Origin of the sequence: Variovorax sp. GrIS 2.14 (assembly GCF_046115955.1) — a bacterium.
Classification (GTDB): Bacteria; Pseudomonadota; Gammaproteobacteria; order Burkholderiales; family Burkholderiaceae_C; genus Variovorax.
On sequence record NZ_JBJXIA010000024.1, the window covers coordinates 32,908 to 44,708 of the forward strand.

General features: G+C 62.9%; 12 protein-coding genes and 1 tRNA gene. 6 read left to right on the plus strand and 7 right to left on the minus strand.

The window, feature by feature from the left end; all coding sequences use genetic code 11:
* Window positions 1-15: 15 nt before the first annotated feature.
* Entirely contained in the window at window positions 16-1,011 is a 996-nt protein-coding gene (locus RCH10_RS24085) for a hypothetical protein (protein WP_409054376.1), read from the plus strand.
* Window positions 1,012-1,045: 34 nt separating this feature from the next.
* On the opposite strand, the gene RCH10_RS24090 is transcribed toward RCH10_RS24085, so the two are convergent.
* The 3 genes from RCH10_RS24090 to nhaR all read right to left on the minus strand — a co-directional run bounded on the left by RCH10_RS24090 (window position 1,046) and on the right by nhaR (window position 4,537).
* Window positions 1,046-2,047, minus strand: a complete 1,002-nt coding sequence (locus RCH10_RS24090) for a LysR family transcriptional regulator (RefSeq protein WP_409054377.1) — start codon at window positions 2,045-2,047, stop codon at window positions 1,046-1,048.
* 114 nt (window positions 2,048-2,161) lie between these two features.
* Window positions 2,162-3,583 carry a dihydropyrimidinase gene (hydA, locus tag RCH10_RS24095; RefSeq protein ID WP_187055002.1) on the minus strand — a complete coding sequence of 474 codons (1,422 nt, stop codon included), beginning with the start codon at window positions 3,581-3,583 and terminating at the stop codon, window positions 2,162-2,164.
* Window positions 3,584-3,640: 57 nt separating this feature from the next.
* Window positions 3,641-4,537, minus strand: coding sequence for a transcriptional activator NhaR (gene nhaR, locus RCH10_RS24100; protein WP_187051662.1), 897 nt, complete (start codon window positions 4,535-4,537; stop codon window positions 3,641-3,643).
* Between the two features lie 163 nt (window positions 4,538-4,700).
* Here nhaR and RCH10_RS24105 point away from each other — a divergent pair, with 163 nt between their 5' ends.
* Entirely contained in the window at window positions 4,701-5,396 is a 696-nt protein-coding gene (locus RCH10_RS24105) for a Bax inhibitor-1/YccA family protein (RefSeq protein ID WP_323498421.1), read from the plus strand.
* A gap of 270 nt (window positions 5,397-5,666) precedes the next feature.
* Window positions 5,667-5,876: a hypothetical protein gene (locus RCH10_RS24110; protein ID WP_409054378.1), complete on the plus strand. Its 210-nt coding sequence runs from the start codon at window positions 5,667-5,669 to the stop codon at window positions 5,874-5,876.
* Between the two features lie 41 nt (window positions 5,877-5,917).
* On the opposite strand, the gene RCH10_RS24115 is transcribed toward RCH10_RS24110, so the two are convergent.
* Complete coding sequence (locus tag RCH10_RS24115) at window positions 5,918-7,774, minus strand: PhoX family protein (protein ID WP_409054379.1); 1,857 nt, start codon at window positions 7,772-7,774, stop codon at window positions 5,918-5,920.
* A gap of 97 nt (window positions 7,775-7,871) precedes the next feature.
* Between RCH10_RS24115 and RCH10_RS24120 the strand changes: the two genes are divergently transcribed.
* Complete coding sequence (locus tag RCH10_RS24120; RefSeq protein WP_409054380.1) at window positions 7,872-8,693, plus strand: crotonase/enoyl-CoA hydratase family protein; 822 nt, start codon at window positions 7,872-7,874, stop codon at window positions 8,691-8,693.
* Between the two features lie 33 nt (window positions 8,694-8,726).
* On the opposite strand, the gene RCH10_RS24125 is transcribed toward RCH10_RS24120, so the two are convergent.
* Together RCH10_RS24125 and RCH10_RS24130 are read right to left on the minus strand one after the other, a co-directional pair.
* A complete protein-coding gene (locus tag RCH10_RS24125; protein ID WP_409054381.1) occupies window positions 8,727-9,419 on the minus strand; it encodes a nitroreductase in 693 nt (230 codons plus the stop codon).
* 318 nt (window positions 9,420-9,737) lie between these two features.
* Complete coding sequence (locus RCH10_RS24130) at window positions 9,738-9,965, minus strand: hypothetical protein (protein ID WP_409054382.1); 228 nt, start codon at window positions 9,963-9,965, stop codon at window positions 9,738-9,740.
* A 121-nt stretch (window positions 9,966-10,086) separates the two neighbouring features.
* On the opposite strand from RCH10_RS24130, the gene RCH10_RS24135 reads away from it, so the two are divergent.
* Window positions 10,087-10,482 (plus strand): FHA domain-containing protein, encoded by a 396-nt coding sequence (locus RCH10_RS24135; protein WP_409054383.1) that lies wholly within the window; start codon window positions 10,087-10,089, stop codon window positions 10,480-10,482.
* A gap of 515 nt (window positions 10,483-10,997) precedes the next feature.
* Here the strand turns inward: RCH10_RS24135 and RCH10_RS24140 are convergent.
* Window positions 10,998-11,074: transfer RNA gene (locus RCH10_RS24140), tRNA-Arg, on the minus strand.
* Window positions 11,075-11,266: 192 nt separating this feature from the next.
* Here RCH10_RS24140 and RCH10_RS24145 point away from each other — a divergent pair.
* The gene (locus tag RCH10_RS24145; protein ID WP_409054384.1) at window positions 11,267-11,521 is read left to right on the plus strand and encodes a helix-turn-helix domain-containing protein; all 255 of its coding nucleotides are present in this window, start codon (window positions 11,267-11,269) and stop codon (window positions 11,519-11,521) included.
* The last annotated feature ends 280 nt before the right edge of the window (window positions 11,522-11,801 follow it).

Here is an 11,801-nt window from a genome sequence, read left to right on the forward strand (position 1 = left end):
TTGTATGGTTGGGGCATGAGCCTGTCGCGCCGCATTTGCAACGCCTGGATCGCGGCTTGTGCGGTCGGCACGGCGGCGGGCATGACGGTTTGCCTTGCGGCGGCGCCGACCGAATGGGTGCCGCCTTCGACCTCGGCTTCGGCATCGGCATCGACATCGACTGAAGCCGCGCAGACGGGGTCCCCTCCCTTGCTCGCGACCTACCAGCGCATGAGCGAGAAGCTCGCGCACAACGCTTTCGGTCGACCGCTGCAGCTTGACTCGGCGGAGACAGCGGACGGGCTGAAGGGCGACGTCTACGCGGTGGTCGATCACCCGATCGCCGACGTGAGCGCAACACTGAAAAGCGCGTCGCACTGGTGTGAGTTGCTGCTGCTGCACATCAACAATCGGCGCTGCAAGACGACCGGCGAAACGACCGGGGCCACGGCCGGCGCCCGGACGCTCACGTTGAGCGTGGTGCGTGCCTACGACCAGGCGCCCGAAAGCGCCTTCGAGCTGCCGTTCGCCTACCGCGTCGTTCATTCGGAGGCCGACCATCTCGAGGTCGATATGTCGGCGCCGAGCGGGCCTCTGGGCACCAGCAACTATCGCGTCTCGCTCGAGGCCGTGGCCATCGACGAGCACAAGACATTCGTGCATTTCAGCTACAGCTACGACCACAACATGATGGCGCGCCTGGCCACGCAGGCCTATTTGGCGACCTTCGGCAGTGACAAGGTCGGCTTCACGATCGTCGGCAAAGGCTCAGGGTCTGAGCCCGAATACATTCGCGGCACGCGCGGCCTGGTCGAGCGCAACGCCATGCGCTACTTCCTCACGCTCGATGCTTATCTGGCCGAGCGCGCAGCGCCGCCGGGCCAGCAGTTCGAGCGGCGGCTGCATCACTGGTACAACGGCGCTGAACGCTATGCGCGCCAGTTGCACGAGGTCGATATCGAGACCTATCTCGCGCTGAAGCGAGACGATCGGGAGCGGACGAGGTCCAGGCAGGGCACCGGCGACCGATGACGATGGAGGCATGCAGTCGAACCCGCAGGCACGCTCAGCCGCGAACCGCTGCTTGCGGGTCCGGAAGCGGCGGAAGCGGCGGAAGAGGCGGCTGGGGCGATGTCCGCAAATGCCGGGTCGCGCTGGCGGTGCGCACCACTGCCGACAGCAGCGACCGGAACCAGATCTGACCCGGTGCGTGCTGCGTGCGCCCATGCCACAGCTGATAGAAGCGCATCGGCGGAAAGTCGATGGGCGACGGCACCACCACCAGCGGCAGGATGGCCGCGAAGTGCTGCGCGAAATGCCGGCTGGTCGTGAAAATCAAGTCGGTGCCGGGCAGCAGATGCGGCGCCATTGCGAAGTAGGGGACGGTCACGGTCGGCGTGCGCGTCATGCCTTGCGACGCAAGATACGTCTCGACCACGCCGCGTTGCGTGGTGCTGTAGAGCAGCGGCAGCACGTGCGCGCCCTGCAGATAGTCGGCCAGACTGAAGTCGCCAGCGGCGGGGTGGTCGCGATCGATAAGGCAGACGATCTCGTCTTCGAGCAACAGGGTGGTGCGCAGGTGCTCCGGTGGCTGCGGCCAGTTGCCGATGACGACGTCGAGTTCGCCTTCGGCCAGTGCGGTGTCGAAGTCGTACTCGGCACCGAGCGGCTGAAGGATGAGGCGTGCGCCAGGGGCTGTCGTTCGCAGGTAGTTGACCACCGCGGCCATCAGCGGTGGCGCCAGATAGTCGGGCGTGCCGATGCGGAAAGTTTGTTGCGTGGTAGCCGGGTCGAACGCGTCGCCTGGCGCCAGCAACGCATCGAGCTCGCCCAGCACTATCCGCACAGAAGACTCCAGTTGCAGTGCGCGCTCGGTCGGCACCAGCAGTTGATGGTCGCGCGTGAGCAGGGGGTCGCCGAAGATCTCCCGCAGCCGCTTTAGCGAGGCGTTGACAGCCGGCTGAGACTGGTTGAGCCGCGTGGCAGTGCGCGCGATGCTCCGCTCCGTCATCAGGATGCTGAAGACGCGCAACAGAGCGGTATCGAAGGGGTCGTCGGGTCGTGACATGTTCAGGTTGAGCGCACGACTTTGGTGCCGTGCCCTCTCCCTTAGCGATTGGCGTGCCACCCCGCCGAACGGCGCCGAATGCAGGCCTTTAGTCGTACGAAGCTGATTGCTGCGCTACCGCCTCTTCGGCATCAAGGTCGGCTCACCGCAAACCAGCAACTCCCCACGACCCGGCCGCGGATGAAATTCGGTGCCGTCCCACACCACCTCGCCACGGCTTAAGGTCATGCCGGGCCATGCCTTCAGGCGCATGCCTTCGTAGGGCGTGTAGTCGACTTCATGATGCAGTTGGGCGTTGGTCAGCGTGAACTCGCGCTCGTCCCAGATCACCAGATCGGCATCGGCGCCGATGGCGATCGTGCCTTTGCGTGGGTGCAGGCCGTAGGCCTTGGCCGGCCCGGTGGCGGTGAGTTCGACGAAGCGATTGGCGGTCATGCGGCCGGCCAAAACCCCTTCGGACCACAGCAGCGCCATGCGTGTTTCCAGCCCCGGAATGCCATTGGGGATGTGGCGGAACGCGACCTCTTCGCCGTTCGGCTTCTTGCCTTCCGGCGCGTCGTACTTGAAGGGCGCATGGTCTGACGAGAACACCGTGAAGAGCCCATCGTTCAGCCCGTCCCAGATCACCTGCTGGTTGGCCTTGTCGCGTGGCGGCGGGCTGCAGACGCACTTGGCGCCCTTGTAGCTGTCGTCGATACCAAGGTCTTCGGCAGTGAGGAACAGGTACTGTGGACAGGTCTCGGCGAACACGTTGAGCCCATGCGCACGCGCCCAGCGAATCTGCTCTACCGCCTCGCGCCCCGACACATGCACGATCAGGATCGGCACGTCGACCAGCTCGGCCAGCGCGATGGCCCGGTGCGTGGCCTCGCGCTCGACCAGCATGGGTCGCGAGTGCGCATGGAAGCGCGGTGCCGTGCGGCCGGCGGCTTCGAGTCGCTTGGTCAGCCATTCGATACAGTCGGCGTTTTCGGCATGAATCATTGCCATCGCACCCTGCTGGCGCGCAACATCGAGCACATCGAGGATCTGGCCGTCGTCGAGCTTCATGTCGTCGTAGGTCATGTAGATCTTGAACGAGGTGAAGCCTTCGCGGATGAGTTCGGGCAACTCTTCTTTCAGCACCGTCGGCGTCGGGTCGCTGACGATCAGGTGGAAGGCATAGTCGATGTGTGCCTTGCCTGCCGCGCGTGCCCGATAGTCTTCTACGGCGGCGCGCAGCGATTGACCCTTGTGCTGCGCTGCGAAAGGTATGACGGTGGTGGTGCCGCCGCAAGCCGCGGAGCGTGTGCCTGAATCGAAGCCGTCGGCATTGCGCATCGGCGGCGGCATCGGTTGGTCGAGATGGCAGTGCGCATCGACACCGCCGGGCGTCACAGTGCGGCCTGCCGCGTCGATCTCGCGCGCGGCAGGTCCAAGGTCGGCGCCCAGTTGAACGATGCGTCCGGCATGAATGCCGATGTCGCAGTCGAAGGTGTCTGCGGCGGTCACGACGCGCGCGTTGCGCACGACAAGGTCGAATTTGGTTTTCATCATCATCAGGCTCGACATCTTGCAAGGATCGTGCGCGAACCTTGTTCAGCCTTCGTGTATTCAATTCCGCGAGAACTTCACCCGTGCCGCCTTGGTGATCGCCACCACGCACGGATGCGTGATGCGCCGCTCGACCGAGATGGCAAAGAACTCTTCGATCAGCTCCGCGGCGCGACCGATCACTTCGACGCCGTACTGTGCACAGGTTTCGTCTTCGAGCACGGTCGGTGTCATGAAGACGCCGCGGCCTTCGCCGCCGAAGGCTTTGAGCAGCGCCGCGTCGTCGAACTCGCCGATGAGGCGTGGTCGCAAGCCGTGCTCTGCCAGCCATAAGTCCAGCCGTTGCCGCACCGCCGACGAGGCGCCCTGGATCAGCATCGGTGCACCGTCCATGCACTGCGGGAACTTTCCTTTGAGAGATCGTTTGAGGTCGCCCGATGCGAAGAAACTCATCGCCGTGGTGCCCAGCGTGTGGTTGAAAGCTTTGACGCTTGTTTGCTTGCCCATGGCTTCGTCAGCAATTACCAGGTCGAGGCGCTGCACCGACAGCTGACCGAGCAAATCGCGGAAGTTGCCTTCGTGGCAGATGAGGCGGACCTGCTCCGGAATGGCGAGCGCCGGCTCCAGCAAGCGGTAGGCGATCGACTTGGGTACGGCATCGGCAATGCCCACGCGGAAGTTGAGCGTCCGGCCGCTCTCGCCGCGATTGCCAAGTGCGCTTTCCAGCTCGGCGCCGAGCGAAAAAATCTGGTCGGCATAGCTCAGGGCGGTGTGCCCCTCAGGCGTAAGTTCGACGCCGCGCCCGCTCTTTTGAAACAGATGGCAGCCCAGCCGCTCTTCGAGCAGCTTGATTTGGCCCGACAGCGTTTGCGGCGTGATGTGCAGCTGCTCGCTGGCGCGCACGATGCCGCCCGCCTTGGCCGCGGCCCAAAAGTAGTGGAGATGCTTGAAGTTCATGACGCGAGGCGATTTTGAAGTGGGCAATCAATCGGTCATGTTAAGCAAAAAGCGAAACGATCGTGTCAAAAATTCGACTTTTCCCGAATGCTTCGCGCGCCTAGAGTGGCTGCATCGCGCGATCTTTATCGAGAGCGCGTTGTTCAACCACCAAGGAAAAATCATGAACGAAAACATTCAAGTCTTCGGTGCCCCGCAAGCGGGAATGTCGACGACCAATCAACGCAATCAGGTTCTGCGCAACACTTACTGGCTGCTGGCGCTATCGATGGTGCCGACGGTGCTGGGCGCATGGGTTGGCATCGAAACCGGCATTGCGCGCGCGATGTCGCCGGGCATCGGCCTGGTCGTCTTTCTGGTCGGCGCGTTCGGCTTCATGTTCGCGATCGAAAAGACCAAGAACTCGGCGGCCGGCGTGCCGGTACTGCTCGGGTTTACCTTCTTCATGGGCCTGATGCTGGCGCGGCTGGTGGGCACGGTGCTCGGCCTGGCAAACGGCGCAGGCCTGGTCATGACGGCCTTCGCCGGCACGGGTGCGATCTTCTTCGGCATGGCGACGCTGTCGTCGGTCATCAAGCGTGACCTGTCTTCGATGGGCAAGTGGCTCTTCATCGGCGTGATCATGTTGCTGGTCGCGGGCATTGCCAATTTTTTCATCCAGTCGAGCGCGTTGATGATCACGCTGTCGGTGCTGGCGATCGGTATCTTTTCGGCCTTCATCCTGCATGACCTGAAGCGCGTAAAGGACGGTATCGAAACCAACTACATCACCGCCACGCTGGGCGTCTACCTGAGCCTCTATAACGTGTTCTCCTCGGTGTTGGCACTGCTGGGCATTGGTGGCGGCAAGGAAGAATAAGGGGAAGAGACGAATGAACATCACGTCGCAAGAACTTCTGCAATGGTGGTGTGCGTGTGCGTGTGCGATGCCGATGGTGCGCAGTCCAACGCCGAGCAGCTTTTTTCTCGCCGACCTGGCGAGCTCTCTCGGCCTGGAGGCTCGCGCGGTGGCCGAATTCACTCAGCAAGCGGACGAACTGGCCTCGGCACCGATCGCCACCACTGCCGCCACTGCCGCCGCCACGTCAAGCACTGGAGCGGTACTGCGAATCAGGCGGTCAGCTCGGGCATGAGCTTCGCGACGACCCATGCGCTCGGCCATGTTGCCAAGCGCTATTACGCCGGCGGCCGCACGCTGTCGACGCAGCTGCTCAAAGACGCGTACGCCGACGTCGTGCAGGAGGCGCAGGGCCTGCAGACGCGTTACTTGCCGGAGATGCGCGACAAGGCCAAGTCGCTCGACGCCGCGTCGGTGCTGTCCATGGTTCGCAAGGCCTGACACCTGCCACGTCCGGTGCAGCCAGCAGCGCTCCGCGCCGACTACGTTCCCACAAAGCCGTCGTCAACGCGCTGCACCACCACGGTTGCAGATCGCGGCCGAACAGTTCCCGGCACCGTGCCATCGGGCCACGCGCTGCTGGGTTCGCCCGTGCCGTCGTCGCGCCGCTCGCCCGGATGCTGGATGTTCACGAACAGCGTGCGCCGGTCGGGCGTCGATGTACAGCCAGTGATCTCGCAGCCGTTTGGCCCGACTAAAAATCGCTTGATTCGGCCGGTCGCGACGTCAGCGCACAGCATCTGGTTGTTTCCGAGCGCGGTCATCGCGCCCTTGCCGATGTCCTGCCCACTGATGTCGGTCTGGATCCACAGCAGGCCGCCACTGTCGAAGTGCAGGCCGTCGGGCGAGCCGAAGGCATCGGCTTCTTTGCTCGGGTAACGCGTTTCGGCATCGTGCAGGGCGGGGTCGCCGGCCAGTGCGAAGTGGTCCCAGTCGAACGACGTCGCGCCAGCGTCATTGCCATCTTCGCGCCAGCGCAGGATGCCGCCAAAGATGTTGACTGCGCGCGGGTTGGCGGCGTCGACCGGCGGACGGCCCGGCGTACCGCGCTGGCTGTTGTTGGTCAAGGTGACGTAGACCTCGCCGGACTGCGGATGCACCGCGATCCATTCGGGTCGGTCCATCTTCGTGCCTCCGACCACGTCGCCGGCGAGCCGCGCATGCACCAGCACGTCGGCAGGCGATGCGAAGCCTGCGGCGGCGTCGATTCCGTTCTTGCCGTGCGCAAGTTCCAGCCATCGGCCGCGACCGCCATCGTCATAGCGCGCCACGTACAGCGTGCCGTCGTCCAGCAGCGTGCGGTTGGCTGCGCGCGATGCAGCGTCGGTGCCTTGCCGGATCTTCTCGCGGCTCACGAACTTGTAGATGTATTCGAAGCGTGCGTCGTCGCCCATGTACACGGCCACGCGGCCGTCTTTGGTCGTCGTGCAGGTCGCGCTCTCTTGCCGCTTGCGGCCGAGTGCGGTGCGCTTGACGGGTGCCGCGGTCGGGTCGAACGGATCGATCTCCACGACCCACCCGAAGCGGTTCGATTCGTTCGGATGCTTCGTGATGTCGAAGCGCTCGTCGAAGCGCCAGTACTCTGCCCACTGCGATCCCGGGACGATGCCGTAACGCCGCTGCGCCGCGTCGATGCGCGCCGCTGCTTCCTTGGGGCCGCCGAAATAGCCGTGGAAGTTTTCCTCGCAGGTGAGGTAGGTGCCCCACGGCGTGACGCCCATCGCGCAGTTTGCGAAGGTTCCGAACACCTGGTCGCCGGCCGGGTTGGCTGCCGTGCGCAACCGTGGTGAACCTGCTGCCGGGCCGGCAATGCGCATGGCAGTATTGCCGTGCACACGGCGGGCGTAGGGCGAGGGAAGGACTTGGCGCCAGCCTTCAGGGCGCCGCTCGATCTCGATTACCGACACGCCCATCGCATGCAGCGACTTGCGCACTTTTTCCGCGGTCCACTGTGTGACGCCGTCGGTGTGCAGCAACTGTTCGTCGGTGTACTCGTGGTTCATCACCAACAAGCCGCGGTCGCCACTGGATCCCAGCGGAAAGAAGTGCATGCCGTCGTGATGCATGCCAGCCTGCACGGCCTGTTCAGCGGCGCTGTTCGATGCATCTCTTGCAAAGGCGGGCATGGCGCCGGCAACGCCGGTGGGCGAGCCCCACGGGTAGAGGACCTGCGCGACGTAGCCGGGCGGGACGGTGACGGCATCGTGCAACGTGGCGGGCACGGAGGTGAAGCCGAGCACGGATGAAGAAGCCGTGCCGGAGAGGGCGCAGCCTTGCCCGAGAAGGGCGACAACGGCGGCAGCGCCGGACTGGAGGAATTGGCGGCGGTCGAAAGTCATGGACCGACATCATCGCCGAGCGAGGTCGGGCGTGCCGACGAATGCTGCGGCGCGATACTCTGAGGCAAAGTCACAACCGCAAAAGAAGGAGACAGTGATGAGCGAACGCATCGAATGGACCCGCCACCCAGATGGCGTGGTCGAACTTCAACTGGCCCGCGCCGACAAGATGAACGCGCTCGATTCCGCGATGTTTGACGCGCTCATCGACGCTGGAGAACGGTTGCGCAAGGACACCGAGGCGCGCGCGGTCGTGATCTCCGGCCGCGGCAAGGCCTTTTGTGCCGGGCTCGACATGCAGTCGTTCGAGCGCATGGACCAGGGCAGCGTCAACGTGCTGGGTGAGGGCGCCGCTGGTGCCGATCTGCTGGTGCGCACGCACGGGCTTTCGAATGCGGCGCAGCAGGTGGCGATGACCTGGCGCGATGTACCCATACCTGTCATCGCTGCGGTACACGGCGTTGCTTTCGGCGGTGGACTGCAGGTGGCACTGGGCGCCGACATCCGCATCGTCGCACCCGACACGAAGATGTCGGTCATGGAAATCAAATGGGGTCTGGTGCCCGACATGGCCGGAATGGTGCTCATGCGCGAACTGGCGCGGACCGACGTGGTGCGCGAGCTCACGTTCACCGGCCGCATTTTCAGTGGCGAAGAGGCGCTGAAAATCGGCTTTGCAACGCGTCTATCGGCGGAGCCTTTGGCCGATGCACTGCAAATGGCCCACGACATCGCCGCCAAAAGTCCGCATGCGATCCGCGCCGGTAAGCGGCTGCTGAATGCGTCACTGAGCCACAGCGCGGCCGAGATGCTGCTCGCCGAATCGGTCGAGCAGAAGGCGCTGATCGGCAGTGCGAACCAGAGCGAAGCCGTGCGGGCCAATATCGAGCGACGGGCGCCGACGTTCATAGGCATCTAGGCTACTAGGACTTCAGGTGGGACCTTGCCAGCATCACACGCCGATGAATCGCGCCCACTCGTCCAGCGGTGCGCGGTCGGCTACCAACTCGTTGACAGGGTGCGCCGAGTCCCGCCAACCGATCGCCATACCGGTGAATAGCATGCGCTCAGCGGGGAGGTTCAAAGCGCGCCCCACGGTTTTCGGATAGAGCGACCAGGCTTCTTGCGCGCAGCTATCGAGCCCTTCTTCTCGCAGAAGCAGCATCACGGTCTGCAGGTACATCCCCAGATCCGACCACTGCGGTGGTCCCATCAAACGATCGACCGAGCAAAAGAGCGCCATCGGCGCACCGAAGAAAGCGAAGTTGTTGGCGAACCAGCGCAGCCGCGCCGGCTTGTCATCGCGCGGAATGCCCAGGCGGGCGTACATTGCTTCGCCGATGCCGAAGCGCCTTTCACGCCACGGTGAAGGCAGCGACTTCGGATAGACCTCGTAGGCCGGGGCTTCAGCGTCGGACACCCGTTCTGTCTGCGTATGTTCCGCCAGCAGCCGTCGCTGCATCGTCGCTTTGAGTTCGGCCAGCGGCTCGCCGGCCAGAATGTCGATATGCCACGGCTGGATATTTCCGCCGGAAGGCGATCGCCCCGCCATTTCGATTACGCGTCGAATGACTTCGCCTGCCACCGGGGTGGGAAGAAAAGCGCGAATGGATCGGCGGCTGGTGACTGCTTCTTGTACTTGCATACGGGTTCCGGGGTCGAACGTGGAGCGGGCCTTTGCCGCGCTCGTGCATTCAACCAGAGCGGGCAGCCGGACGTTCCGTGCAGACCATCTTTGCCATCAATGCTTCTGCGCGTTTCGCTCACTACGATCTTCCTAGCCCTGTTCGATCTGTTCAGCTTGGCGCCTTTGCTTGTTCGCATGCGACGACTTGTCACCCTTCGGCATGGTTGCTCCTTCCGATTTGAGAATTTGCATGCTGCTGTTTGGTGAAGGTGCGGGGGTAGGAATATGCGTCGTTGTGGGTCGGTATCGACTGGCGCGTGGCCGACAGATCGCTGCTCAGTCGCAGCGAAACAGCACGCCTTGCTGCGCGTCCAGCGCGGCGTCTTCGGGCTTGACCAATCGAAACGGCGCACCGTCTTTGGCGCAGAAGGCTTCGGCCTCTTGCTGAGTTGGCGCCTTCAGCAACCCGTCGTAGAGCCGGATGACGCCTGTGACGGGCACGCTGCAGCCGGCGATAAGCGCGGTCAACAGAAGGCACGACGCCAACAACGGCTGGGCATGCATGCTTCGGAGAAGAACAGGAGTTGGGTTCATTGCAATTGGGTGTGAATATCGGGCCTTATTCGTCGTTTGACTCGATGAATCGCCGCCTACATTTCAAAGCATTAAAACCTGAGGAGTCTTCATGCCCCGAATGATCGTCATGTCCGACCGCGGCCTCATCAAGCAGGTATCGCTGCGCGCCGGTAAAACAACATTGGGCCGCGATGCCGACAACGTCGTTGTCATCGACTCGAACCGTGTGAGCCGTCGTCACGCAGTGCTGATCAAAGAAGGGAGTTCAGTGTGGGTGCGCGACTTGGGCAGCAGCAACGGCACCTTCGTCAACGACGAGCGAGTGGTCTGCTGCCGACTCGAGCATGGCGACACCGTGGTGATTGGTGACTACAGGTTGCGCTTCCTGGAGCCCGTCGGGGCCCGCGAGTCCGCCACCGTAACGCTTGACCTCGCCTCGATGCACAGCGCGCTGGCGTCGCGACGCCATGACCCGACTGGCCGGACCGCGTCGCTTCGGCGTTGACCAAAAAAAGAGCCCGCTCAACGCGGGCTCAAAGATCTTTGGTTAGGAGATCCATGGAGAAACCACTATCTATATCGGCTGTGCCGAAAAAGACTTGAGGGGGTTCCCATGAAGATCGATCTCCGCAGGCCAAACGGGGCAAGACTCTCACAGTGCGTTCGATCGGCTCGATGCGAGCCAGATCGTGCGACGCGGGTCGGGCCTTCGAACTGCGACGGCAAGCCCGCGTACTGCCCGGGTATGACGCGAACGATCGGCGAAACGTAGTTCTGGAAGTTCATGATTTGACCGAACGGCTGTCGATGAATCGCATGTTTCATGAGATTTCTGAGAGGAGCCTTCGAACATGATGGGCAGCGCTCGGCTCTGCAAAAAATATCGCGAACATATTCGTTTGCGGCCGCGAGACGGTCGGACTGCCACGTTGCGTGCGTGCAGTGTGAGCGCGCTACGGTGTCGCTCTCTGGTCGTGAGCCGTGACGGCAACAACAGGAGCGGCTGCTCGCTGTGCCGCATGGCCTGCCCGGCAGGGATCGAACCTGCGACAACCGACTTAGAAGGTCGGTGCTCTATCCAACTGAGCTACGGACAGCTGCGATGCGATTATGCCGCGCAGCTTCCACCAAATCGGCCGGTCAGTGATGTGGCCATAGCCATCCGACGAGCGCGCGCCAGCGGACAGTTGTCAGAGGGCTCATCGCGAGAGAAAGCATGGTTTGCGAACGCGAGCTTCGCGTCGACTGCCTCTCAGTGCACGGTTGCGGCATGCTGGGACAATGTGGCGATGGCTCAAGGCAAGCGAATCTCGGTTGATATAAGCGACGACGCTCTCATGGCGATAAAGAACATAGGGGTCGCAGCGAAGGATGGACGCATCAGGTCCGGCGAAGCGCAGGCAGTGGCCGCGGCTCGTTTGGGTGTGCATGTGCAGACGATCGCACGGATTGAATCGGGTCAGCCGGGCGTCGCGATTGGGCACGCGCTCGGCATGCTGGCGTTGTACGGTATGTCGATAGAGCTGAATCGGCCTGCCTCCTGATTACGTGCGCCTTTCGGTCGCTTGGCCGATACGGAGGGGCACTGAACTTGGGGCGCGGTGGGCAACGATGCATACCGAAAACTTTTTTCACTCCATGGTTGACCGGTGTGAAAAAACGATGGCATAATCTAAGGCTGCGCTGATCACAGCAAAGCGAGTTACTCGGCAAAAGATGTTGAGTAAAGAGTTCGTTAAAAATTTACAGCCGATAAGCGTGGGCGTTTGAAGGTTAATTGCCAAGTTCTTCGGAACAAAGTCTTTAAGACTTTAAACGCTCATG

What these genes read in the sequence shown, in the direction of transcription:
- RCH10_RS24145 (WP_409054384.1), top strand. Translation starts at nt 11,267, where the DNA reads ATGGCTCAAGGCAAGCGAATCTCGGTTGATATAAGCGACGACGCTCTC.
- RCH10_RS24135 (WP_409054383.1), top strand. Translation starts at nt 10,087, where the DNA reads ATGCCCCGAATGATCGTCATGTCCGACCGCGGCCTCATCAAGCAGGTA.
- hydA (WP_187055002.1), bottom strand. Translation starts at nt 3,583, where the DNA reads ATGATGAAAACCAAATTCGACCTTGTCGTGCGCAACGCGCGCGTCGTG.
- RCH10_RS24120 (WP_409054380.1), top strand. Translation starts at nt 7,872, where the DNA reads ATGAGCGAACGCATCGAATGGACCCGCCACCCAGATGGCGTGGTCGAA.
- RCH10_RS24110 (WP_409054378.1), top strand. Translation starts at nt 5,667, where the DNA reads ATGAGCTTCGCGACGACCCATGCGCTCGGCCATGTTGCCAAGCGCTAT.
- RCH10_RS24115 (WP_409054379.1), bottom strand. Translation starts at nt 7,774, where the DNA reads ATGACTTTCGACCGCCGCCAATTCCTCCAGTCCGGCGCTGCCGCCGTT.
- RCH10_RS24125 (WP_409054381.1), bottom strand. Translation starts at nt 9,419, where the DNA reads ATGCAAGTACAAGAAGCAGTCACCAGCCGCCGATCCATTCGCGCTTTT.
- RCH10_RS24085 (WP_409054376.1), top strand. Translation starts at nt 16, where the DNA reads ATGAGCCTGTCGCGCCGCATTTGCAACGCCTGGATCGCGGCTTGTGCG.
- RCH10_RS24090 (WP_409054377.1), bottom strand. Translation starts at nt 2,047, where the DNA reads ATGTCACGACCCGACGACCCCTTCGATACCGCTCTGTTGCGCGTCTTC.
- RCH10_RS24105 (WP_323498421.1), top strand. Translation starts at nt 4,701, where the DNA reads ATGAACGAAAACATTCAAGTCTTCGGTGCCCCGCAAGCGGGAATGTCG.
- RCH10_RS24130 (WP_409054382.1), bottom strand. Translation starts at nt 9,965, where the DNA reads ATGCATGCCCAGCCGTTGTTGGCGTCGTGCCTTCTGTTGACCGCGCTT.
- nhaR (WP_187051662.1), bottom strand. Translation starts at nt 4,537, where the DNA reads ATGAACTTCAAGCATCTCCACTACTTTTGGGCCGCGGCCAAGGCGGGC.